The following is a 23328-nucleotide window of genomic DNA, read 5'->3' as shown; positions in this document are numbered from 1 at the left end:
CGTCAATCATCGCCGAGCTGCAACCGGCTCGGCTGCCGTCTTTCGATCGACCATTTGAGCAAGGCGGCTGAACGAAAGATGCCGTGCGCGAACTTCCCGTACGGCAGCGTGGCGAACAGCGCGATCACGCAGCCCAGATGCACGCACAAGGTCAGCGGCAGCGCATTCGTGCCGCGCGCCAGCATCAGAGCGAGACCGCTCAGCGCCGTGAGAAACAGCAGCGCGATGAAGCCGCGGTCCATCGGCTTCTGCTCCGGGTCCTGTTGCAGCGGATGCCGGCGCAGATTCAGCACGAACAGTCCGGCCGTGCCGATCATCAGCGACACGCCGCCCGTGATGCCGAACAGCTTCGGCAGCCTCGTGAAATCGTAGGGCGCGTGCCAGCCGAACAGATAGTGATACAGCGTCGCCGTGGCCGTCGCGGCGAAGCACAGCATGAAGCCATAGAAGGTCAGGTGATGAAAGCGCCGGCGCGCGTGCGTGAACGCATCGTCGGCGTTGTTGCAGCCTTCGCCGTGACCGCCATCGAGATATTTCAATGTGAGGACGTTGTGCGCCGACTCGCTCACCGCCTCCTTCGACGCCGCGCCCACCTCCTCCTGCCGCCAGAAGCGCCGCACGCCGATTCCGAGCGCCAGCATCGCGAACAGAAACACCGGCCCGAACATCGCGACGAGGAAGTTGTGCGGAAAGATTCCGTAGAAGCCGCCGGGCACCTTGCCCCATAGCGTGCCGTTCGCCGACACCGCGAGCAGCATGAACAGCGAAAAGCCCAGCACCAGCGCGAGCGACAGCGTGAGCCCGTTGCGCTTGTAGAGCGCGCCCAACGCGGCGGGCCACGCGTAATCCGTATAGGTCGTGAGGCGCACTTTTGCCATCGCGCGCGGCACGTTCACCGCGAACTCATGCGGCGGCGCGTACTGGCACGCATGCAGACACGCGCCGCAGTTGTGGCAAAGATTGGCGAGATAGTGAATGTCGGCCTTGCCGAATTCGATCCGGCGCGTCATCGCGGGAAACACCGCGCAAAAGCCTTCGCAATAGCGGCACGCATTGCAGATCTGCAGAATGCGCCCGACTTCCGATTCTTCGCTGCTGAGACTGTGGATGGGAATCACACGCGATTCGCCGCGCGCCAGCGCGCTCGCCTCCCGCGTCAACGCTTCAAGCTGCTGCATGTTCACGCTCCTTCAATGCGGCCTGCGCGGCGCGCGTGCCCGCGATCCGCCCGAACGCGGTGCCGATGCTCATGCCGACGCCCGCCGTATATCCCTTGCCCAGCACGTTGCCCGCCATCATCTCGCCCGCGACGAAGAGGTTCGGGCTCGCCTCGCCGCCGAAGCGCACGGCGGCGGTGTCGTCGACCTTGAGGCCCAGATAGGTGAACGTCACGCCGGGGCGCAGCGCATAACCATAGAACGGCGGCGTTTCGATGGGGCGCGCCCAGTGCGTCTTCGGCGGCGCGAGGCCTTCGGTCACGCAATCGTCGAGCTTCGTGTGATCGAACGCGCCGGGGCGGCACGCGTCGTTGTACGCGGTGAGCGTCGCCATGAAACGCGCTTCGTCCAGTTGCAGCGCGCGCGCCAGTTCCGGCAGCGAATTCGCCTTCGTGCCGGGAAACACCGGCGGCATGAAGCGCCCGACCGCTTTCGCATCGATGATCGAATACGCGATCTGGCCCGGCTGCTGCGCGACGAGACGCCCCCAGATCGCATAGCGCTTCGGCCAGAAATCCTCGCCTTCGTCGTAGAAGCGCCGCGCGTCGCGATTGACGACGACGCCCAGCGACACGCAATCGATGCGCGTGCAGATGCCGCCGTCATACAGCGGCGCGCGCGCGTCGATCGCGACCATATGCGCCTGGGTCGGATCGCCGATGCTGTCCGCGCCCGCATCGACCATGAAGCGCAGCAGCGTGCCGCGATTGAAGCGGGTGCCTCGAATCAGGAAGTTGTCGGCTGGCCACTCGCCCGCGTCGTTCCGCCCCCACGCGTCGCGCAGCCATTCGCGATTCGATTCGAAGCCGCCCGCCGCCAGCACGCACGCGCGCGCCTCGATGCGTTCGTCGCCGACGAACGCCGCGACGAAACGGCCATCGCGCAATTCGAGCCGGTCCACCGGCGCGTCATAGCGCACGCGCGCACCGAGCGCTTCCGCGCTGCGGTGGTACGCGTTGACGAGCGCCTTGCCGCCGCCCATGAAGAACGCGTTGGTGCGCGCCGTATGCAGCGCGCCCGAGAGCGACGGCTGAAAGCGCACACCGTGCTTGCGCATCCACGGCCGGCAGGTGGACGACGCGCGGATCACGAGGCGCGCGAGCGCTTCGTTGGTCGCGCCGCCCGTCACTTTCAGCAGGTCCTGCCAGAACTCTTCTTCGGGATAGGCATCGACCAGCACGTCCTGCGGTTCGTCGTGCATGCAGCGCAAATTGCGGGTGTGCATGGAATTGCCGCCGCGCCATTCGCGCGGCGCGGCTTCGAGCATGAGCACGCTCGCGCCCGCCTCCAGCGCCATCAGCGCGGCGCACAGCGCGGCATTGCCGCCGCCGATCACGAGCACATCGATCATGATTCTTCGTTTCCTGTGTTCAGGTCGTGGAACGTGGTGCCGGGCCAGCGCCCGGCCGCCGTCAGTTCGCGCGCGACGTCGAAAAGCACGACGCGCGCCGCCAGCGCCGCGGGCGACAGTTCGTCGTCCGCCTGGCTCGCGATCATGGTTTGGCGACGCGCCTCGGAATCAGCGATCAGGAGCGCGCGCAACGGGCTGTCCGGCTCGCGCGGTGCGACGCAGCCGGGCTGCAGCGTCGCGCCGAGACCGGCGCGCACGGCGTCCATCAGCAGCGCGAGGCCGTCGATTTCATAGGCGACGCGCGCCCGCACGCCGGCCCGCTCGAACGCGATGTCGAGCAGCGAGCGCAGACCGTGCGAGCCGCTCGGCATGACGAGGGGCAGATCGCCCAACTGGCCCAGGCCGATCGCTTCCTGCGCGGGAAAACCCGGCAAATCGGCGCGCCCGATCAGATACATGCGCTCGTCGAGCAGCGGCGACACGCGCCAGCGCCGCGTCGCGCTGCCGCGCGCGACGAGGGCGAGATCGAGCTGGCGCGCATCGAGCATCGCGGCCAGATGCCCCGACAGCGCCTCGACCAGATGCACGCGCAATTCCGGATGCCGCTCGCGCATCGCGATCATGAACGGCACGCCCAGCATCGAAGCGGTGCTCGGCGGCAAGCCGACGCTCACATGTCCGACCAGACGCGGCTCGCGCGCCGCCTCGACGGCATCCACCGCGTGCCGCAACGTAAGCTGCGCGTGACGCAGAAAAGCGCAGCCGGCGTCGGTCGGAACGAGTCCGTTGCGCGCGCGCCGGAACAATTGCGTGGCCAGTTGCGCTTCGAGCCGGTCCAGATCGCGTGTGAGCGCGGCTGCCGCGATTCCCAATTCGGCCGCCGCCCGCCTTATACTGCCTAGTTCAACCGCCCGGACGAAATAGCGCAGTTGCCGAAGTTCGATCGGCAACTCGGCCTCATCCTCACTTGCATACGGCACACTTGCAATCGACATGGGTAACGTCCAATAAAGGAGACATGCGGAGCGCGTGACGCTCACTCGCGGGGACCACACATGGACATGCGTCAGTTGAAGTACTTCGTGCAGATCGTCGAGAGCGGCAGCCTGTCGAAAGCCTCGCGTCAGTTGTTCATCGCGCAGCCCGCGCTGAGCCAGCAGATGACGCGCCTCGAAGACGAAGTCGGCAAGCCGCTGCTCGTGCGCTCGTCGCGCGGCGTGCGGCCCACGGATCACGGCGACGCGCTCTACCATCACGCGCGCTTCATCCTGCGGCAGCTCGATCAGGCAGTCGCGGTCGCACGGCGCGAGCATTCGAACGTGAGCGGGCGCGTGAATCTCGGCATGGCGCCGACCACCGTGTGCGCGATCGGCCTGCCGCTCATCAAGCATCTGAACGCGAAGCATCCCGGCATCGTGCTCAACGTCGTCGAGGCGCTCTCGGGACATCTGGAGCACATGACGCGTCTGGGCGAGCTCGACCTCGCGATTCTCTTCAGCACCACGGCGGCGCTCGATCTCACCGTCGAGGCGCTGCTCGAAGAAGAGCTCTTCGTGATCCTGCCGCGCGACAGCACCATGATCGCGCCGGATCGCGAGGACATCACGCTGGCCGAACTCGCGAAGCTGCCGCTCATTCTGCCGAGTCCCGGTCACGGTCTGCGCCGCCGCATCACGCTGGAGTTCGATCGCGTGAATCTGACCGTCGATGCAGTCGCCGAAATCGATTCCCTGCCGCTCCTGATGCACTGCGTGGCCGACGGCATCGGCGCGACCATCAAGCCGATGGCGGCCGTCTATTCGCTGCAGAACGCGCCCGAACAATGGCGCTGCGTGCGCATTTCCGACGCGCAGATGGTGCGGCGCAATTACCTGTACGCGCTCGCGCCAGAGAAGCTGTCGCTGGCGGCGGCGATCGTGCGGGACGAACTGAAGCACGTCGCGCGCACCCTCGTCGACAGCAACGCGTGGCAGGGCGTGCGGCTGATGTCGTCCGCCGACACGCCCGAGCCCGAAGCCGCAACCGAAGCCGAATTCGACGACGATCTTTCCGAGCATCACGAAGCCTGAAGCGACGTTCTCTCTCATACGGTCGCGGCCTTTTCAGGCGTGACGCCCGCGGGTGCGGAACGCGCCGCCTGCGCGGCGAATCGTCCCGCGCGCCGTCCGGATGCGAACGCCCACGCCAGATGATGACCGTGCCCCTTGAGCAGCAGGCCGCCCTGCCCGGTCGAGCCGGCCGCCCGCAATCCGCCGATCGGCGCGCCGCCCGCATCCAGCACGCGATGCGATTCATCGACCATCAGACCGCCTTCCGCATGCACGAACACCGCGCGCACCGGACCGAGCGCGATATACGGCGCGCGTGACAGCGTCCGTGGTCCCGACGCGCTTTTGACGCTTTCGGCAAGCGCCGCCGCATTCATGCCGGTCGCGGCGGCGAGACCTTCGATGCTGTCCGCCTCGCGATACACATCCGGCCGGTTGCGCCTGTAGTCCGCCAGGTACGCATACGCGACGCCCGGCGCCGTCGAGATGAAATGCGGCCACGCGGAATAGCGCTCGGCAATGCGTCCGTCGATGATGATGTAGCCCACGCCGTCCGGCTGATCCGGCAAGCGATACGCGGGCTTGTCGGTCTCGTCGCCGAAGCGTTCGCCGCGCGCGTTGACGAGCAGCGCGCCATCTTCGAACAGCGCGAGCGCGGGGGCCAGCGCGGTGGTCAGGAACTTCATCAGGAACGGACGCAGGATCGCGTCGGGCAGATGCTTCATCGACCATTGCATGACGGCCGCGAGCGAGCGCCACGGCGGCAGGCGGCGCACGAAGTTCTCCTTCGCCGGCGCGATGAAGCGAATCTCCGGCCCGAGCGCCAGATCGCCATTGACGATGCGCGCGCCGCAGCGCTCCGCCATGCGCTGACCGTCGCCGGTGGCGGTCGGATTCACGGCGGCGACCTTCGCTTCCTGCGCGCCCATGAAACGCGCCTTCAGCTCCGGGCTGTTGGTGAAGTCTCCCGCCGCGAGAATCACGCCGCCGCGCGCGTCGATGCGCTTCGTCGCGCCGTCGGCTTCGTAGAGCACGCCCTTGACATCGCCGTTCTCGAACACGAGCTCGACGACCCGCGCGCGCACGCGGATCGCCACGTCCGCGCGCTGCGCACGGCGCGTGAGGTGATAGATGAACGAACGCGAATTCGGCAGTACGTTATGCATGCGCGGCACGCGATGCGGCGGCTCCGGCATCGGCCCCATGAAGCGGATGCCGCTGTCGAGCAGCCATTGAAACGTGTCCGGCATCGCGTCGCAGAGCACGCGGCGCAACGCGTCGTTGTCGCGCGGCGCGAGTTCGCCCGCGAAGCCCGGCATGTCTTCCCAGTGCGCCTCGGGCGTATCGGCGATGCCCTGCGCGCGCTGATGCGGCGTCTGCGATGCGCTCACCGAGCCGATCGACCAAGACGTCGATCCGCCGGGCGCGTCGTTCTTTTCCAGCAGCACGACGCGCGCGCCGGATTCCGCGGCTTCGATCGCCGCCGCGAGTCCCGCGCCGCCGCCGCCGACGACGAGCACGTCCACCGTTTCATCGGCGCGCGAATACGAATGATGGCTGCGATCACGTGTCAGCATCTGCTTGCTCCCGCGTGCGTCACACCATGCCGCCGTTGGTCTGGACGATCTGCCCGTCGACCCACGACGCCTTGTCCGACAGCAGGAACGCGACGACCTGCGCCACTTCATGCGGTTCGCCGATGCGGTTCAGCGGGCTCATCGACGCCGAACGCGCACGCGCTTCGTCGGTCTTGCCCGCGCGGAACAGGTCGGTATCGACCGGGCCGGGCGCGACCGCGTTCACGCGCACGCGGCGTGCGGCGAGTTCCTTCGACATCGAACGCACGAGACATTCGACCGCCGCCTTGGTCGCGCTGTACGGACCCACGCCCGGCACCGCATGGCGCACGAGCGAGGTCGTCAGCGCGACGATCGCGCCGCCGTCGCTCACCTCACGCGCCGCCGCGCGCAGCACGTTGAACGCGCCCACGATATTCACTTCGACGAGGCTGCGAAACGCATCGTCCGGAAACTGCGCGACGGGCGCGGGCGGCACGTTGATGCCCGCGTTCGCGACGACCGCCCGCACCGCGCGGCCGAAGTCCTGCTGCACTTGCGCGAAGATGTCGTCGACCGCTTTCGCATCGCAGATATCCACGCGATAACCGCGCACCTTCGCACCATGCGCGCCGGCCTTGTCCTCCCACTCTCGCGCCGCCGACGACTGGCTTGCATACGTGAAGGCCACATCGGCGCCGCTGCGCGCGAGCGCATCCACGCACGCCGCGCCGATGCCGCGCGAACCGCCGAAAACCAGCGCCAGGGGTTTGATCTCGTTCATTGTGTATTTCCTCGTGAGGCGCGGTTCAGGACGCGTGGCGCGCGAACGCAGCGCGCGTCGCTTCGATGGTCGCTTCGATGCCGCGTTGCAGATCGTATTTCGGCTCGTAGCCCAGTTCGGCCCGTGCGCGGCCGATGTCGAGCGCGCCTTTCGTCGCGCTCAGCACCTGTCCGCCGTGTTTGTATGCGCCCTTGCTGCCCACGCTGATGCGCGCGCCCGGAATGGCGCTATTCACCGCTTCCGCGACATCCGCGATGGTCGGCGCGACGCCCGTCGCCACGTTGTAGCTGTCGTAGCGATGCTTCTCCTTGTCGAGCGCGAGAAGAAGGCCCGCGACGGTATCGGCGATATAGACCTGATCGACGGCGAGCTGCGCGCCATCGTCGAGATGGCAGGGCTCGTTGCGCAACGCGGCTTCGACGAACGTGCGCGGCACGCGCAGACGCGGCAGATGCGGCCCGTAGACCCAGCACGTGCGCACGTTGATGCATTCGAGACCGTGATCGCGCGAATACATGCGGCCATAGTGCTCGACGGCCAGCTTGGTCGCGCCATACACGCTCACGGGCTTTTGCGGATGATCCTCGTCGATGACGGGCGCGAGGAAATCACCATAAGTCTCTTCGGTGCTCACATGCACGATGCGCTTCACGCCGGCGAAACGCATCGCCTCGAACAGATTGATCGAGCCTTCTACGTTGACGCGATTCGCCTTCACGGGAATGTCCGCGCACTGAATCACGCCGACGATCGCGGCCGCATGAATCACCGCGTCCGGACGATGTTCGCTGAACAGGCGCATCACTTGCGGCCATTCGCACAGATCGGCGGCGACGGCGGTGAGCTTCGGATAGCGCCCGGCGAGCGCCTGCGTCGCCGGGCTGATCACGATATCGGTCGCGACGACCGCATCGCCGCGCGCCAGCAGCGTCTTCACGATTTCAGCGCCGAGCCAGCCGCTCGCGCCGGTAACGAGAATCTTCTTCATGTGTGGTCTCTGTCGCGGGTTCAGCGCGGTTGCGGCTCTTCGTCGGTCGGCGGGCTCGTGATGACGAGAAACACCAGCGTGTCGGTGCCCGTGCAATGAAACTCGTGATGCACGCCGGGCGGGATATACGTGACGTCGTTCGCGCGCACGAGCCGCCGTTCGCCGTCGACGGTCAGCACGCCCTCGCCGGACAGCACGTGATAGATCTGCTCCTGCACCTTGTGCACGTGATTCTCGACATAGGCGCCCGGCTCGTAGCACGAGATGCGGTGATCGAAGAAGCGGCTGCCGCACGTCTCCGGCGTCACGATCGCCTTGGAAAGCGCCTGATTGAAGTGGCCGGGATACTGCACCCACAGCAGTTCCGCGAGATTGCGCGTCACGGCCTGCTTCTCTTTTTCGGCATGTTTGAAGTGCTTGTCGTCGGGGATGATGGTCGTCATGTCAGTTCTCGAAGCCGGGCAAGCCGGCGAGCAGATGCCGCAAGTCGTATTCGGGCGTGAAGCCCAGACGCTCCTTCGCATGCGTCAGGTCGTACAACGGCGCATACGGTTCGCGGCGATAGTAGTCAGGATCGCGAATTTCCACGGCATCGCCGTGCAGACGTTTGAGACGCTCGACAGTCGGCTCGGGCGACAGCGTCACGTTCGCAGCAAGATAGAAGCGGTCGAACTCGCCGGGCTGCATCGGCAATTCGAGCGCGAGACGGAACGCGCGAGCCAGATCGCGCGCATCGATATGATGATGCAGGGGCCCGCCGCCCGCCGTCGACGGCCCCCCCACCGCGGGCGCCTTGTAGTTCGCCGGATCTTTCGCGCGCGCGACGATCTCGCCTTCCATTTCCGGATAGGCGACGAACACCGTGCGCAGCGCCAGCACCGACATGCCGCGCAACGCATACGACCGCGCGATGTCCTCGCCAATCACCTTGCTCACCGCGTACGGATCGGTCGCAAGCAGCGGATGCGCGAGATCGAGCGGCGCATAGCGCGGCGGCAGCATCCTGCCTTCGCGCACCGTGTAGCCCGCGACGGAATCGCTCGAACAGAACACGACGCGCTCGATGCCCTCGGCTTCGGCGGCGTCGAACACGAGATACGTGCCCTGCGTGTTCACGCGCATGATCGTCGCGCCGTCGCCGGACCAGATGTTCGGCACCGCCGCGATATGCAGCACGGAGTCGATGCCCTGCATCGCGCGTTTCACGGCGTCGGCGTCGGTCACGTCGGCGACGATCCATTCGATATCCGCGTTTCCTTCACGGCGATCGAAACCGCGCACGTCGTAGCCGTGCTTCAGCAGTTCGTCGACCACGAAGCGGCCGAGCAGGCCGGCCGCGCCCGTCACGAGAATGCGGCTCATGCGCGCATCTCCCCGATTGACGCGAAGCCGAGCGCCGCGAGCGCGCGATGACTGCGCACAATCGCGTCTTGCGGCGCGGACGAAATGATTTCGAGCATGCAGGTTCCCCCGAAGTGGATGTCGTCGAGCGTGTCGAGCACTTCGTCGAAGCGCACGTCGCCCAGACCGATTTCGTCGTGACGCCACGCGTGTTGCGTGGTGTCGGACAGATGAACGAGACTCACGAGATCGCGCAGCGCGCGCAGGCCGTCCGCCGGCGATTCGCCGATGAAATGCGCGTTCGCCGCGTCGTAGCAGATGGACAGCGCATCGGAGGCGTAAGCGCGCACGAATGCGCCCAGCGTCTGCGCATCCGGAAAGGAAGCGAACGGCACGTTCTCCAGCGCGAGATTCACGCCGCGGCGCTCCGCATGCGCGACGAGCGGATCGAGGCTCTCGCGCATCCATGCCTGGCGCGTTTCTAGCGCGGGCGGAAACAGCGGACTCATGCGCCCCGGCACGACGACGAGATGCGTCGCGCCGAGATCGGCGGCGAGGTCGATCGAATCGATGAAGAGCCGCACCGAGTATTCGCGCATGCGGCGCATCGGGCTCGCGAGGTTGTGATCGAGGCTCGGCACGTTCAGCGAGCGCACCGCGATGTTTTCACTTGCGAGCATCGCGGCGAAGCGATCGCGTTCGGCCTTCGTGAATTCATCGAGCGACAGATGTGGCGGGTTGAGCACCAGCTCGAATTCTCGATAGCCGAGTGCGCCGAGTTCCCGCACGCATCGTTCGGCGGGCGTCGACCAGATATAGCCGTAGGTGTTGACGCCGAGCGGCCGTTTCGTGATTGCGTTCGTCATCATGCGGTCTTGCGAAGGAGTTCTTCGGTGTCGCCCGCGCTCACGCCGAGCAGGCGTTCCTGCAGCGCGACGTCGGCAGCGAGTTCGCGCGCGCTGCCGCCGAACGCGACGCGTCCGTTGACGAGCACGTATGCGCGATCCGCCATGTTGAGCACCGACTCCGCGTGATGCTCGACGATCACGAGACTCGCGCGCGACGTGAGCTTCGCGACGGCCTCGCGCACTTCATGCACGACGGCGGGCGCGAGACCTTCGAACGGTTCGTCGAGCAGAATCAGGCGGCTCGGCACCATCAGCGCGCGCGCGATGGCGACCATCTGCCGCTCGCCGCCCGAGAGATTCGCCGCGCGCGAACGCATCAGAATGCGCAGCTTCGGAAACAGCTCGCAGATTTCATCGAGCGGTGCGCCGCCCGCGCGCGCGCCGAGCTTCAGGTTGTCCTGCACGGTGAGGTTCGGGAACAGGCGGCGGCCTTCCGGCACCAGCGAAACGCCGAGCTTGTTGATGAGGTCGGGACGCATCGCGCTGACATCGTTGCCGTCGAAGACCACGCGGCCCGACGTGGCGTGCAGCGTGCCGGTGATGGTGCGCAGCATCGTCGTCTTGCCGACGCCGTTGCGGCCCAGCAGCGCGATCACTTCACCCGCGTTCACGGTCAGATCGACGCCTTCCAGCACTGTGCCGCCGCCGTAGCCCGCGCTCACGTTCTCCAGTTGCAGCAGCGTGCGGCCTGCGGGTTTGTCTTCGCGTGCATCGTTCGCGGCGATCACCTTCACGTCGCCGGCAGGCTGCGCATGGGCGCTCGCATCGCCCAGATACGCGCTGATGACTTGCGGATTGCGCGCCACATCCGCCGGCAGGCCGTCCGCGATCAGACGCCCCTGATGCAGCACCGTGATGCGATCCGACAGCGCCAGCACACGGTCGATGTCATGCTCGATCAACAGCACCGCATGCGACGAAGCGAGTCTGCGGATCAGCGCGGCCACGACCTTGCGATCCGATTCCGCGAGGCCCGCGAGCGGCTCGTCGAGCAGCAGGAGCTTTGCGCTGGTGGCGAGCGTCATTGCGATTTCGAGCAGGCGCTTCTCGCCGTGCGAGAGTTCCGCGCACAGGTCCGCGGCGCGATCCGCGAGACCGACCGCATCGAGCAGCGACCACACGCGATCGTTGGCTTCGTCGTTCGTGTAAGCGTCGCGCCAGAAGCCGCGCCATTGCCTGCGCGACGCCTGCACCGCGACGCGCACGTTCTCGAACGCCGAGAGGTTCGGGAACACGCTGAGAATCTGGAACGAACGAGCGAGACCCAGACGCGCGCGCTTGTGCGCCTGCAGCTTCGTGATATCGCGGCCTTCGAACACGATGCGCCCGCCATCGGGCAGGATGAAGCCCGTCAGAATATTGAAGAACGTGGTCTTGCCCGCGCCGTTCGGCCCGATGAAGCTGTGCAGCTGATTGCGCTTCACTTCGAGCGAGATGCCGTCCTGCGTGACGATCGAGCCGAAGCGCTTCGACAGGTTCTCGACCGAGAGCACGGCGCGCGCATCGTCGCCGCCCGCATCCGCCGGGCGATAGGGCGTGATGCGCGCCGGCCGCGCCGGAATGGTGTCGCGCGTGAGCGTCCAGCGCGAACGCTTGCCGAAGCGGCGCAGAAAGCCCTGAATGCCTTCCGGTGACAGCAGCGCCATGATTATGATCACCGGCGCGAAGAACAGCCACCAGTTCTCCGTGATCGCGCTCAGCCGGTCTTCCAGCACGATGAAGGTGATGGCCCCCCACAGCGGCCCGAGGAACTGATGCACGCCGCCGAGCACGGCCATCAGCACGGGGTCGCCCGCATGCGCCCAGTTGAGATTGTTCGCGTACACGCCTTGCAAGAGCAGCGCCATGAGCCCGCCCGCGACGCCGATGGTGCCGCCCGCGATCAGGAGCGCGATGAGGCGCGTCGTGTACACGTCGTAGCCGAGGCTCGTCACGCGCTGTTCGTTATCGCGCAGCGCCTGCATCAGACGGCCGAACGGCGCATGCGCGACGCGCCACAACAGCCACGACACGACGAGCACGACCGCCACCGTGAACACATGGAACGACAGCGCCGACTTGAACCACGGCCGCGTGATGTTCTGCAGGCCGTTCTCGCCGCCCGTCACCGTGGTCCACTTGTAGGCGACTTCGAACGCGATCTGCGAGCACGCGAGCGTGAGCAGCGAGAAGTACAGGCCCTTGCGCCGCAGGATCAGCGCGCCGATCACCAGCGCGAGCATGAGCGAGAACACCGTCGCGATCAGGAGACCGCTGATCTCGTTGCCGCCGAAAGCGCCGAACGCGATGGCGAGCGCATAGCTCGAACAGCCGAAGAAAAACGATGCGCCGAACGGCACCAGCCCGAGATAGCCGATCAGGAAGTTGGTGCCCGCCGCGTACAGCGTGTAGATCGCGATCTGCGTGATGCGGTCGATCGGCATGCCGAGTGCGAGCGACACGCCCGAAATCACGATCAGCACCGCGGCCATGACGGCGACGGGATGGCGCATCGGCCGGATATTGACGCGCTCGGCCGCCTGCACGGGTGGCGTCGCGTCGGTGTGTGTGCGCGAATTCATTCGAAGCGCTCCCATTGTTCGCCGAACAGTCCGCGCGGACGCAACAGCATCACGAGGAACATCAGCGCGTACATGGATGCGGCGGCCGCATCCGGTTGAAACTGGATCGTGACCGAAGTCACCACGCCGACCGCGAGACCCGCCACCACCGCGCCCACGAACGACCCGAGTCCACCGATCGCGACCACCACGAAGGCGGGCATGATGGCGTTCGCGGACATCGAAGGCGACACGGTCCACAAGGGCGCGGCGAGCACGCCCGCGATGGCCGCCAGCGCGCAGCCGAGACCGAACACGCCCGTGAGCACGCGCGGCAGATTGATGCCGAGCAGCTCGACCATTTCCGGATCGCGGCTGCCCGCGCGCAGGATGCGTCCATAGGGCGTCCACGCGAGAAAGGCGGCCAGCGCGAGAAGCGTGCCGACGGTCGCCACCAGCACGCCCACGCGATACTTCGTGATGAGCAGCGGCCCCGCCTCGACGATTCCGGACAGAAACTCAGGCGGATTGAACGGCTTGCCGTCGGCGCCCCAGAAGAAGCGGATCAGCGCCTCGATCAGCAGCGCGAGCGCGAACGTCACGATCAGGCTCGACAGCGGTTCCTTGCCGTATAACCTGCGGATGATGACGACCTCGACCACCATGCCGATCACGCCCACGACGACCGGCGCGAAGATCACGGCGGGCCAGCCGAACATCTGAAAGAGCTGGTAAGCGACATACGCGCCGAGCGCGAAGAAGGCGCCGTGCGCGAAGTTGATCACGCCGAGCAGGCCGAACGTGATGGACAGGCCCACGGCGATCAGCACATAGACGAAGCCCAGCACGAGGCCGTTGGCGGATTGGGAAACGAGCGATTCGAACATGATGCCCTCTTGTGCGTATGTCGCGACGTCGCTCAGAGCGGCGGCATGTTGCAGCCGATCTGCTGCTTGTCGCCGAAGGCCTTCTCGGTGTCGGCGGCGGTGTCGGAGGTTTGCTTGACGACATCGAAGTAGTCGTACTTGTCGGTGATCTTCGACTTCACCTTCACGACGACCGAAGGACGCACGAGCTGGTGATCCCACGTGCGGAAGTAGAACGGCAGCGGGCCGTCGGTGTTCTTCCAGTTCTCCAGCGCGGTGACGATCGCCTTCGAGTCAGTGGACTTCGCCGCGTTGATCGATTCGAGCAGCGCGCGCATGGCGATCCAGCCGGACCAGGCCTTGTCCGAGGGCGGGCGGCCGTACTTCTTCTCGAAGTCGGCGGTGAACTTCTTCTCGGCGTCCGAGTTCTTCGGATTGTTGTAGTACCAGGGCTTCACGTAGATGCCCGCGGACGCCTGCGGACCGACGTCCCAGAAGTCCGTGTCGGTCACGGCGACAGCCACATACGGGATCTTGTCCTTCATCGCCATCTCGTTCCATTGCTTGAGGAAGTTCGAGAAGTCGCCACCGACGAGACCGCCCAGCACCGCGTCGGGCTTGGCCTGTCTGATCTTGAGGATGTACGAGCTGTAGTCGGCCGTATTGACGGGCACTTCGTCCACGCCCGCTTCCGTCATGCCGTTTTCCTTCAGGCGGCCGCGCGCGGCGCGCAGGATGTCCTGCCCGAACGCATACGAAGGCGTGAGGAAGTACACCTTCTTGCCGATCTGCGACAGATACGGCATCACGCCCGCGATCTGCACGGGCACCGTCGCCTGCGTGCGGAACGTATAGCGGCTGCAATCCTTGCCGGTGATTTCGCTCGCCGCCGCGCCCGGCAAAATGAGCGGAATCTTCGCGCGGTTGGCGACGCTCATCATCGCGAGCGCGGAGGAGCTGTAGTTGCCGCCCACGACGGCCACGACCTTGTTCTCGTCGACGAGCTTCTGCATGTTCTGCTGCGAGACTTGCGGATTCGGCTCGTCGAGCCACGTCACTTCGATCGGTCTGCCGAGCACTTTATTGCCCGCCTGCTCCAGCGCGATCTCGCTGCCGCGCTGCAGAAACTGGCCGATGGACGCGCCCGGTCCCTGCTTCGAATAAATGAGGCCGATACGCACCGGATCGTTGCCCTGCGCGAACGCCGCCGCGCTGAAACTCAGGCCTGCTGCGAAAGCGATGAACGAGCGATACCCTACCCGCCCGCGCGGATTGCGGAAAGTCATGAACGTCTCCTGATAGAGGTGCGGCGCCGCGTGGCTGTCTGGTTATCGCGGCGCCTGGGAGCTTGCGTGGAAAACTGCGCTCTCTCGTTGTCTGCGCTGCTGCGAGCGCTATTGATGCGTCATGCGATATAGGGTTTGCCGTAGACCGGTTCCTTGTACGGAATCGGCGGCAATTGCCACGTTCCCGTCGATGGCGGGCGCACTTCGGCATCGACATGCACGTCGATCACGCATGGACGGCGGTTCTTCAGCGCCTGCTCGACCGCGCCGCCCAGGTCTTGCGGACGCGTCACCGTCACGCCGTCCGCGCCGCATGCGCGCGCCCATGCCGCGAAGTCCGGGTTGTAGCGCTCGCCGCTTTGGCCCTTGTAGAAGGCGGTGCCGATCTCGCGGCCATCGAACAGGCCGTATTGCAGGTCGCGGATCGCGCCCCACGCGAAGTTGTTCCAGATGATCCACACGCACGGCAGGTTGTATTCGACCGCCGTGCACAGCACGTAGGGCGTCATCGTGAAGCCGCCGTCGCCGACCACCGCGACGCACGGACGGTCCGGCGCCGCGAGCTGCGCGCCGAGAATGCCGCACACGCCGAAGCCCATCGACGAATAACCCCAGCTGTTGAGCATGCTCTGCGGGCGCTTGGGCTTCCAGAACTGCATGAACCAGTTGTGATGCACGCCGGAATCGAGCGACAGGATCACGTCGTCGGGCAGCGTCTTCTGCAACGTGCCGACGACGAATTCCGGACGCAGCGGGCTGGTCGAGTCGCCGAAATGCGGCTGCACGAAGGTCTCCCACTGACGCACCCAGCCCTGCACTTCCTCGACCCACGGCGCGTAGCGTTTCGCGTCGATCTCGCAGCGTGCGGCGAGCGCATTGAGCAACTGGCGGGTGAAGACCTTCGCGTCGGCGGCGATGCCGATGTCCGTCGCGTAGTTGCGCCCGAGTTCCTGCGGATCGATATCGACATGCACGAGCTTCGTCTTCGGGAAGTTCCACGAATAGCCCGCATGCCAGCTCGACGACGAACGGTCGTCGAACCGCGTGCCCACGGTGATGACGAGATCCGCCTGACGGCCCGCCTCGTTAGCCGGAAACGCCCCGTTGCGGCCGATGAAGCCGAGCGTGAGCGCATCGTCGGCGGGCACGCAGCCCATGCCGTTCGGCGACGTGATGACCGGAATGCGCAGCTTCTGCTGCAATTCGGTGAGCTCGGGTCCGGCTTCGGCCAGCGTCGCGCCATGACCGATGAAGAGCACCGGCTTCCTCGCCTCTGCCATCAACGCGATGACGGCGGCGATGTCGGCTTCGCTCGCGCCGGGACGCACCGGCCGGTCCAGATGAGACGCGGGCGGCAGCTCGACATCCGCCTCTTCCTGGAACACGTTGTAGGGAATGTCGAGATTCACGGGACCGGGGCGGCCGGTCACCATCGTGTCCATCGCCTGCCGCAGCGCGAGCGGCAGCATGTCGACGCGCGTGGGCTGAAAGGCGCGCTTCACGACCGGGCGCACCACCTGCGCGAAATCGGCCTGATTATGGCGATACAGCTCCTGGAACGGACCGCGATTGTGCTGCGAGGTCGGCACGTTCGCGGTGATCGCCATGAACGCCGACGAATCCGACAGCGCGGTCGCGAGCGACATCACCATGTTTGCGGAGCCGGGTCCGGTGGACGTGAGCGTCGCGACCGGCCGGTGCTTCACGCGATAGTACGCATCGGCCATGTGGCCCGCGCACTGCTCGTGACGCGGCGAGATCAGTTGCAGCTTGTCGCGCACGTCGTACAGCGCGTCGAGAATGCCGACGTTGCCGTGTCCGCAAATCCCGAACACGTACGGCACTTTCTCCTTGACCAGCGTTTCGGCGATCAGCTGACCGCCTTTCATCATCGGCATTGCATCGTCCCCTTCATGTACTCAGCGTAATCAGACGTTCCTCGCTCATCTCCCGCACGGCATAGTGCGGACCTTCGCGGCCGAACCCGGAGTCCTTGCTGCCGCCGTAAGGCATGAGATCGACGCGCGAACTCGAGGTCTCGTTGATATGCACGCCGCCCACGTGCAGACGGCGCGCGGCGCGGAACGCCGCGTCGAGGCGGTTGGTGAACAGGCCCGTGGCGAGACCGTAGGGCGTGGCGTTGACGCGGTCGATCGCTTCGTCGAGCGTGTCGAACGGCACGAGCGACATGACCGGCCCGAACACTTCCTGGCAACTCACCTGCGCGGAGGAATCGACATCGGCGAGCAGCGTGGGCGGCACCACCGCGCCCGTGCGCGCGGCGCCCGCGAGCTTGCGCGCGCCGCGCGACACGGCGTCGTCGATCCAGCGCTCGATGCGCTCCGCCGCCGCGAGACTGATGACCGGACCGACCAGCGTCGCGGGGTCGCGCGGATCGCCGTAAGGCAATTCGTTCACGAGTTGCGCGAGCCGCGTTTCCACTTCCGCGATGCGCTCGCGCTGCACCAGCAGCATCTGGATCGACGTGCACACCTGGCCCGCCTTGCGAAAGCCCGCCGCGACAATTTTCGGCAGCGCCTGATCGAGATTCGCGTCGCTGTCGACGATGGTGAAGGCGATGCTGCCCAGCTCCATCTGCGTGCGCCGCAGACCTGCGCGTTGCTGAATCGAGCGCCCGACGTCAGTGCTGCCCGTGAAGGCGAAGAAGCGCACATCCGGCTCGTCGATGAGCCAGTTCGCCACATCCGCGCCGCCATGCACGACGCTGATGAGTCCCGCAGGCAAGCCCGCTTCGATGAGGCACGCGGCCATCATGTTGCCGAGCGTCGGCGTATGCGTGGACGGCTTGAGCACGACCGCGTTGCCGGCCGCGAGCGCAGGCGCGACCTTGTGCGCGACGGTGTTGAGCGGCGCATTGAACGGCGTGATCGCGCACACCACGCCGAGCGGCACGCGAATCGTGAAGCCGATGCGCCCCGCCTGCTGCGGCGCGCCTTCGAGCGGCACCATCTCGCCCGCGAGACGCCGCGCTTCCTCCGCCGAGAGCCTGAACGTCTGGATGCAGCGGCGGACTTCGTTCTGCGCGTCGGTTTGCGTGAAGCCGCCTTCGGTTTGCAGCGCCGCGACGAGTTGCGCCATATCGCGTTCGAAGAGCGCCGCCGCGCGCTCCAGCACCGCGCCGCGATCGTGCGGCGTGAGCGCCGACGCCGCGAACGCGCGCTGCGCGCCCCGCACCGCGTCGCGCACCTGCTGATGCGACGCGACATGCAGGCTCGCGGCCGGCGTCATGCGGTATTTGTCGAGCACGGCCATGCGGTCGCCGCCATCGGTCCATTGGCCGTCGATCAGCAATCGGACTTCGGGCAGCGCGGTCTCTGAATCGGTCATTGATATGTGCTCCATGCGATAGGCGCAGTGTATGAGCGGTGTGTCCAGAGCAAAACTATTGTTTTCCGAGAGCACCTATACGTCGAGCTTATGGCTCCAGTGTCTCGCCCAGCGCGTGGTGCGCCGCGATGACGCCGAACACGAGCGCGGGCCCGAGCGTGATGCCGGGACCGGGATACGCGCCGTTCATCACCGAATGCATGTCGTTGCCGCACGCGTAGAGGCCCTCCAGCGGGCTGCCGTCGCAGCGCAGCACGCGGGCATGCTCGTCGGTGACGAGGCCCGCCGCCATGCCGAGATCGGCGGGAAATACGCTCACTGCGTAATACGGTCCTGCTTCGATGGGCGCGACGCACGGATTCGGCGCGTGGTCGCCGTCGCCGAGATGACGCTGATAGATGTCCCCGCCACGGCCGAATTCGCTGTCACGGCCCTGGCGCGCATCGGCGTTGGAGCGCTCGACGGTCGCGCGCAGCGCATCGCGCGGCACGCCGATGATGGCAGCGAGCGCGTCGAGCGTCGGTGCACGCCTGAGATAGCCGCTGGCGACGTCGCGCCGCGTCGAAAGCGCGAACGGGCGCACGCGGCCAAGGCCGTACTTCCAGAGAAAGCGGCTGTCGCAGATCAGCCAGGCGGGGATGGCGCCGTCGGCGTGGCGCAGTTGCGCGCGCACGAATTCGTGATACGACAGCGCTTCGTTGACGAAGCGTTTGCCGTGGCGATTCACCGCGATCAGGCCGGGTTTCGCGCGGTCGGTGACCGTATGCGGAAAGTACGCGACGGAGCCGTCGCGGCGCTTCCAGGTCGAAACCGGCACCCAGAACGCGAGTGCATCGTCGATGCCGTGGGTCTTGGCGCTCAGCGCCGCGCCGGCGTCGCTGGCGAGGCGCACGCCGCCCGTTGCCGCGTGCGCGTTCGCGGTGGCCGAGCGTTGTCCCGCGCCCGGGGGCACGAACGCGGCACGCAGGTCCGCATCGTGCGAGATGCCGCCGGTCGCCAGCACGACGGCGCGCCCGGTCACCGGCCGGTCGTCGCCGCGCAGGCGAATGCCGGTCACGCGTCCGTTCTCCACGCTCAGGCTTTCGACGCTCGCATTCAGCGCGATCTCCACGCCCGCGTCGCGCGCCGATTTGAACAGGCGCGCCGCCAGCGCATTGCCCAGCACCAGCGTCGTGCCGCGATGCGCGCGCAGTCGTTGCGCTGCGTAGCGGCATACGAGCCTGAACACGTCCCATGCGGCCTTCGGCGACTTGCCCATGCGGCGCAGCTTCGGAATGTCCTCACGGCTGATCATCATGCCGCCGAACAGCATGAACTCGGGCAGCGGGTCGCGCAGCAAGGCGAAGTCGCGTCCGAGCGCGCGGCCGTCGAAGCGCACCGGTTCGAGCACGCGTGCGCCCGCCGTCGCGCCGGGCAGGTCGGGATAGTAGTCGGGATAGCGGCGCACGGGTTGCAGCTCGAGCGACGTATGCGTTTCCAGATATCGGATGGCGGCGTCGCCGTGTTGCAGGAACGCACGCATGCGCGCGTCGTGCGCGCCGCCCGGAACCGTCTGTTCGATGTAGCGGCGCGCCGCCTCGCCGCTGTCCTCGATGCCCGCGCCCTGCATCTTGTGATTCGCGGGAATCCAGACCATGCCGCCGGATATCGCCGTCGTGCCGCCGATCTTGTCCGTGCTTTCGACGAGCAGCACGCGATGGCCGCGCGCGGCGCCGGTCGCTGCGGCAGCGAGCCCGCCCGCGCCCGCGCCGACGACGATGAGGTCGTAGTTTCGAGTGATCATGGCGACACAGTGTATGTGCGCGCGCGACGATCGAGCCTCTATTGATTTCCGATGGGCGATATCGCTTTGCGCTATGGCTTTCTTTCCGCTGCGATGCCGGTCATGTGCGATTTCCATCGTTCACGTTCGATACGCATCCTTTTCGACCCCCCGGATGCGATCCATTGATCGAGCGCCAGATGTGCCTGCCGCTCGAACGTGCAAGAATCTTTCTTGCGCACGCGTGAGCCCGAGTTTTCGTCGAGAGAAACGCACATATGGAAATGGAGAACACGAACAACGGCGCGTCCTTGACGCAACTCGTGAGCGAGTTCGACTGGTCCTCGACGGAACTGGGGCCCGCGTCCGGTCCGTCCGGACGCGCAATATCTCCGCTTCCTGGAGCTCGTCGCGACGAGCCAGATCGCGTCCGCCGTGACCAATGCGCGCGCCTACGAGGAAGAGCGCCGTCGTGCCGAGGCGCTCGCCCAGATCGACCGGGCCTAGACCGCCTTTTTCTCCAACGTGAGTCATGAGTTCCGCACACCGCTGACGCTCATGCCGGGGCCACTGGCCCATGCGCTCGCGGCGGCGAACCTGCCGGCCGAGATCGCCATCCAGTTCGATGTCGCGCATCGCAACGCGGGGCGTCTGCTCAAGCTGGTCAACTCGCTGCTCGACTTTGCCCGCATCGAGGCCGGACGCGCGGAAGGCTCGTTCGCGCCGATCGATCTGGCGGCGCTCACGCGCGACCTGGCGAGTTCGTTTCGCTCGGCGATGGAACGCGCCGGCCTCGCCTATCAGGTCGATTGCACGACGCTCGACGAGCCCGTCCATGTCGATCACGTCATGTGGGAAAAGCTCGTCCTCAATCTCGTCTCCAACGCGTTCAAGTTCACGTTCGATGGAGCAGTCCGCGTCACGCTCACGCGCTGCGGCGACCACGCCGTGTTCAACGTCGCCGAAAGCGGCGTCGGCGTTCCGGCGCACGAAGGATCGGGCATCGGGCTCGCTCTAGTGCAGGAGATCGTGCACCTGCATGGCGGAACGATCGAGGTGACGGGCGAGCCTGACGTCGGCAGCACGTTTCGCGTGTGCGTTCCTTTCGGCACGGCGCATGTTCCGCCAGAGCAATTGCGCGGATCGATCGCCGTGCCCTCGGCGTTGAGCGACGCGAGAGCGTACGTCGACGAGGCCTTGCGCTGGCTGCCCGGTGAAGATGAGAGCCCGGCCGCGCCGGATTGGGCCGATGGCGCGACGGACGCGGCAAGCAAGGGCGACAGCCGCTTCGCGCACACATATGGCTCGCGCATCCTGCTCGCCGACGACAACGCCGACATGCGCGCGTATTTGCGCGACCTGCTGGCGCCGCATTATGTGGTCGAACTGGTGCACGACGGCGAAGATGCGTTCGCACGCGCCACGCAAGAGCGTCCGGATCTGATCCTCGCCGACGTCATGATGCCGCGGCTCGACGGCTTCGAGTTGATCGCCCGGCTGCGCGACAATCCCGGCCTGCGCGACGTGCCGGTGATCCTGATCTCCGCGCGCGCCGGCGAGGAGTCGCGCATCGAGGGTCTTGCAGCCGGCGCCGATGATTACATCGTCAAGCCGTTCTATGCGCGCGAACTGCTGACGCGCGTGGGCTCGCTGCTCGAACTCACGCATCTGCGCCGCGAGGGCGAGGCGCGCTTTCGCGCCTATGTGCTGGCGACCAACGATGTGGTGTATCGGATGAGCCCGGACTGGCGGGAGATGCGTCAGTTGCAAGGGCGCAATTTCATTCCCGATGAAGCCGGTCCGAACAAGACCTGGCTCGACAAATATATCCGTCCCGCCGATCAGCCGCCCGTGGTGGCGGCAATCGAACGCGCGATCCGGACCAGGACGCCGTTCGAACTCGAGCATCCGGTGATCCGCGTGGATGGGACCCAGGGGTGGACCTTCTCACGAGCGATCCCGCTGCTGGATGAGCACGAGAATATCGTCGAGTGGTTCGGCGCCGCGTCGGACATCACCGAACGGCGACAGTCGCAGGAAGCGCTGCAACGTCAGAAGCGCGCCCTCGAAGACGCCGACCGTCAGAAGAACGAATTTCTTGCGATGCTCGCGCACGAGTTGCGCAATCCGCTCGCGCCGCTGCGCAGCGCCACCGACCTGCTGCAGCGTCTGCTCGCCGAGCCGTCGAAGACGCGGCAGACCGTGGACATCATCGAGCGGCAGGTCACTCAGCTCACGCGGCTCGTCGACGATCTGCTCGATATTTCCCGCATCACGCAGAGCAAGATCGAATTGCGGCGTGCGCCACAACGCATCGACCGCCTCATTGCGAATTCAATCGAGAGCGTCGATCTGCTATTGCACGAAAGACGCCACGCCATCTCGGTTCATTCGGACCCTGACCATCTGACGATCATGGGCGATCCGCAGCGGCTCGTGCAGTGCTTCGGCAACGTGCTCGCGAATGCCGCGAAGTACACGCCGCCCTCGGGAAAGATCAGTGTGAGCACGCGGCAGGAGAATGGCCACGCGGTCGTGGAAATCAGCGACAACGGTATCGGCATTTCGGCCGCGATGTTGCCCAAGGTGTTCGACTTGTTCGCGCAAGGCGAGCGCATGCTCGACCGGTCGCAAGGCGGACTGGGTATCGGCCTCGCGGTGGTCAAGCGCCTGGTGGAAATGCACGGCGGTTCGGTCGCCGTTCGCAGCGATGGTCCCGACAAGGGCGCCAGCTTCGAAATCCGGCTTCCGCTGATCGATTTCGATGCCACGGCCACATCGACGGAACGGCAAGTTCATGTCGCCACGCGCCGCATACTCGTGGTAGACGACAACCTCGATGCCGCCGACGCGTTGAGCGCGCTGTTGCAGGAAGACGGACACGAGGTCGCGGCGGTGTATTCGAGCCGGGACGCGCTCGTCCTGCTTCAGCGCTTTCACCCGGACGTCGTTCTGCTCGACATAGGGCTGGCTGAAATGGACGGATACGAACTCGCGCGGCGCATCCGGGCAGACGGGGCGTCGAAGCACGCGCGGCTCATCGCTATTACCGGTTACGGTCGGGAGGAAGACAAGGCGCAGGCCTTTTCCGCCGGGTTCGACGCGCATCTTTTGAAGCCGGTCGAGTTCGCGCGCCTGCGGGCTTTGATTGCCGAGTGAGGGTGCGAGTCGGGTTCTGGTCGCGCCATATCGCATGGCGCGAATCCGCGCGCCGAAACGCAAAAACCCCACCTTTATGGGGTGGGGTTTTTGTTTGCGGCATGAGGAGCCTGACGATTACCTACTTTCACACGGGAATCCGCACTATCATCGGCGTGGAGTCGTTTCACGGTC

17 protein-coding genes and 1 pseudogene are annotated in these 23328 nt (G+C 66.2%); 3 read left to right on the top strand and 15 right to left on the bottom strand.

Annotated features, from left to right (window positions below; translation table 11 throughout):
• Positions 1-2: 2 nt before the first annotated feature.
• The 3 genes from tcuB to AWB79_RS36150 are packed head-to-tail and all read right to left on the bottom strand — an operon-like array spanning position 3 to position 3512.
• The gene (gene tcuB / locus AWB79_RS36160; RefSeq protein WP_061172268.1) at positions 3-1178 is read right to left on the bottom strand and encodes a tricarballylate utilization 4Fe-4S protein TcuB; all 1176 of its coding nucleotides are present in this window, start codon (positions 1176-1178) and stop codon (positions 3-5) included.
• Positions 1165-2568: an FAD-dependent tricarballylate dehydrogenase TcuA gene (gene tcuA / locus AWB79_RS36155; protein ID WP_061172267.1), complete on the bottom strand. Its 1404-nt coding sequence runs from the start codon at positions 2566-2568 to the stop codon at positions 1165-1167. Before tcuA ends, tcuB begins: the two co-directional genes overlap by 14 nt.
• A complete protein-coding gene (locus AWB79_RS36150; RefSeq protein ID WP_061172282.1) occupies positions 2565-3512 on the bottom strand; it encodes a LysR family transcriptional regulator in 948 nt (315 codons plus the stop codon). The genes tcuA and AWB79_RS36150 overlap by 4 nt, the downstream gene beginning before the upstream one ends.
• Positions 3513-3623: 111 nt before the next feature.
• Between AWB79_RS36150 and AWB79_RS36145 the strand changes: the two genes are divergently transcribed.
• Positions 3624-4637, top strand: a complete 1014-nt coding sequence (locus AWB79_RS36145) for a LysR substrate-binding domain-containing protein (protein WP_061172266.1) — start codon at positions 3624-3626, stop codon at positions 4635-4637.
• Between the two features lie 14 nt (positions 4638-4651).
• On the opposite strand, the gene AWB79_RS36140 is transcribed toward AWB79_RS36145, so the two are convergent.
• The 12 genes from AWB79_RS36140 to AWB79_RS36085 form a co-directional block, all read right to left on the bottom strand.
• On the bottom strand, positions 4652-6193 hold the full coding sequence (locus tag AWB79_RS36140) for an FAD-dependent oxidoreductase (protein WP_061172265.1): 1542 nt from the start codon (positions 6191-6193) through the stop codon (positions 4652-4654).
• Between the two features lie 19 nt (positions 6194-6212).
• The gene (locus AWB79_RS36135; RefSeq protein ID WP_061172264.1) at positions 6213-6956 is read right to left on the bottom strand and encodes an SDR family oxidoreductase; all 744 of its coding nucleotides are present in this window, start codon (positions 6954-6956) and stop codon (positions 6213-6215) included.
• A 25-nt stretch (positions 6957-6981) separates the two neighbouring features.
• On the bottom strand, positions 6982-7944 hold the full coding sequence (locus AWB79_RS36130) for an NAD-dependent epimerase/dehydratase family protein (protein WP_061172263.1): 963 nt from the start codon (positions 7942-7944) through the stop codon (positions 6982-6984).
• Positions 7945-7964: 20 nt separating this feature from the next.
• Complete coding sequence (locus tag AWB79_RS36125) at positions 7965-8387, bottom strand: cupin domain-containing protein (protein ID WP_061172262.1); 423 nt, start codon at positions 8385-8387, stop codon at positions 7965-7967.
• Between the two features lies 1 nt (position 8388).
• Complete coding sequence (locus AWB79_RS36120; RefSeq protein WP_061172261.1) at positions 8389-9306, bottom strand: NAD-dependent epimerase/dehydratase family protein; 918 nt, start codon at positions 9304-9306, stop codon at positions 8389-8391.
• Positions 9303-10154, bottom strand: coding sequence for a sugar phosphate isomerase/epimerase family protein (locus tag AWB79_RS36115; protein ID WP_061172260.1), 852 nt, complete (start codon positions 10152-10154; stop codon positions 9303-9305). The genes AWB79_RS36120 and AWB79_RS36115 overlap by 4 nt, the downstream gene beginning before the upstream one ends.
• Positions 10151-12754, bottom strand: a complete 2604-nt coding sequence (locus AWB79_RS36110; protein ID WP_096031659.1) for a branched-chain amino acid ABC transporter ATP-binding protein/permease — start codon at positions 12752-12754, stop codon at positions 10151-10153. The genes AWB79_RS36115 and AWB79_RS36110 overlap by 4 nt, the downstream gene beginning before the upstream one ends.
• Positions 12751-13620 (bottom strand): branched-chain amino acid ABC transporter permease, encoded by an 870-nt coding sequence (locus tag AWB79_RS36105; RefSeq protein WP_061172259.1) that lies wholly within the window; start codon positions 13618-13620, stop codon positions 12751-12753. Before AWB79_RS36105 ends, AWB79_RS36110 begins: the two co-directional genes overlap by 4 nt.
• 32 nt (positions 13621-13652) lie before the next feature.
• The gene (locus AWB79_RS36100; protein ID WP_061172258.1) at positions 13653-14885 is read right to left on the bottom strand and encodes an ABC transporter substrate-binding protein; all 1233 of its coding nucleotides are present in this window, start codon (positions 14883-14885) and stop codon (positions 13653-13655) included.
• 119 nt (positions 14886-15004) lie between these two features.
• On the bottom strand, positions 15005-16783 hold the full coding sequence (locus AWB79_RS36095; RefSeq protein ID WP_061172257.1) for a thiamine pyrophosphate-binding protein: 1779 nt from the start codon (positions 16781-16783) through the stop codon (positions 15005-15007).
• A gap of 13 nt (positions 16784-16796) precedes the next feature.
• On the bottom strand, positions 16797-18233 hold the full coding sequence (locus AWB79_RS36090; RefSeq protein WP_061172256.1) for an aldehyde dehydrogenase family protein: 1437 nt from the start codon (positions 18231-18233) through the stop codon (positions 16797-16799).
• Between the two features lie 88 nt (positions 18234-18321).
• Entirely contained in the window at positions 18322-20016 is a 1695-nt protein-coding gene (locus AWB79_RS36085; RefSeq protein ID WP_061172255.1) for an FAD-dependent oxidoreductase, read from the bottom strand.
• Positions 20017-20517: 501 nt separating this feature from the next.
• Between AWB79_RS36085 and AWB79_RS40970 the strand changes: the two are divergent.
• Together AWB79_RS40970 and AWB79_RS36080 are read left to right on the top strand one after the other, a co-directional pair.
• Positions 20518-20685 (top strand): annotated as a pseudogene (locus tag AWB79_RS40970) (histidine kinase dimerization/phospho-acceptor domain-containing protein); the annotation flags it as partial.
• Positions 20686-20772: 87 nt separating this feature from the next.
• Complete coding sequence (locus AWB79_RS36080) at positions 20773-23154, top strand: response regulator (RefSeq protein WP_332459682.1); 2382 nt, start codon at positions 20773-20775, stop codon at positions 23152-23154.
• The last annotated feature ends 174 nt before the right edge of the window (positions 23155-23328 follow it).

Origin of the sequence: Caballeronia hypogeia (assembly GCF_001544875.2) — a bacterium.
GTDB classification, from domain to species: domain Bacteria; phylum Pseudomonadota; class Gammaproteobacteria; order Burkholderiales; family Burkholderiaceae; genus Caballeronia; species Caballeronia hypogeia.
Note: the sequence above shows the minus strand (reverse complement) of the source record. Positions and strands in the feature narration are given on the sequence as shown.

Excerpts from the sequence above, each read along its gene's own strand:
- tcuB (WP_061172268.1), bottom strand. The coding sequence starts at position 1,178 with ATGCAGCAGCTTGAAGCGTTGACGCGGGAGGCGAGCGCGCTGGCGCGC.
- tcuA (WP_061172267.1), bottom strand. The coding sequence starts at position 2,568 with ATGATCGATGTGCTCGTGATCGGCGGCGGCAATGCCGCGCTGTGCGCC.
- AWB79_RS36145 (WP_061172266.1), top strand. The coding sequence starts at position 3,624 with ATGGACATGCGTCAGTTGAAGTACTTCGTGCAGATCGTCGAGAGCGGC.
- AWB79_RS36140 (WP_061172265.1), bottom strand. The coding sequence starts at position 6,193 with ATGCTGACACGTGATCGCAGCCATCATTCGTATTCGCGCGCCGATGAA.
- AWB79_RS36135 (WP_061172264.1), bottom strand. The coding sequence starts at position 6,956 with ATGAACGAGATCAAACCCCTGGCGCTGGTTTTCGGCGGTTCGCGCGGC.
- AWB79_RS36130 (WP_061172263.1), bottom strand. The coding sequence starts at position 7,944 with ATGAAGAAGATTCTCGTTACCGGCGCGAGCGGCTGGCTCGGCGCTGAA.
- AWB79_RS36125 (WP_061172262.1), bottom strand. The coding sequence starts at position 8,387 with ATGACGACCATCATCCCCGACGACAAGCACTTCAAACATGCCGAAAAA.
- AWB79_RS36120 (WP_061172261.1), bottom strand. The coding sequence starts at position 9,306 with ATGAGCCGCATTCTCGTGACGGGCGCGGCCGGCCTGCTCGGCCGCTTC.
- AWB79_RS36115 (WP_061172260.1), bottom strand. The coding sequence starts at position 10,154 with ATGATGACGAACGCAATCACGAAACGGCCGCTCGGCGTCAACACCTAC.
- AWB79_RS36110 (WP_096031659.1), bottom strand. The coding sequence starts at position 12,754 with ATGAATTCGCGCACACACACCGACGCGACGCCACCCGTGCAGGCGGCC.
- AWB79_RS36105 (WP_061172259.1), bottom strand. The coding sequence starts at position 13,620 with ATGTTCGAATCGCTCGTTTCCCAATCCGCCAACGGCCTCGTGCTGGGC.
- AWB79_RS36100 (WP_061172258.1), bottom strand. The coding sequence starts at position 14,885 with ATGACTTTCCGCAATCCGCGCGGGCGGGTAGGGTATCGCTCGTTCATC.
- AWB79_RS36095 (WP_061172257.1), bottom strand. The coding sequence starts at position 16,783 with ATGCCGATGATGAAAGGCGGTCAGCTGATCGCCGAAACGCTGGTCAAG.
- AWB79_RS36090 (WP_061172256.1), bottom strand. The coding sequence starts at position 18,233 with ATGACCGATTCAGAGACCGCGCTGCCCGAAGTCCGATTGCTGATCGAC.
- AWB79_RS36085 (WP_061172255.1), bottom strand. The coding sequence starts at position 20,016 with ATGATCACTCGAAACTACGACCTCATCGTCGTCGGCGCGGGCGCGGGC.
- AWB79_RS36080 (WP_332459682.1), top strand. The coding sequence starts at position 20,773 with ATGGAACGCGCCGGCCTCGCCTATCAGGTCGATTGCACGACGCTCGAC.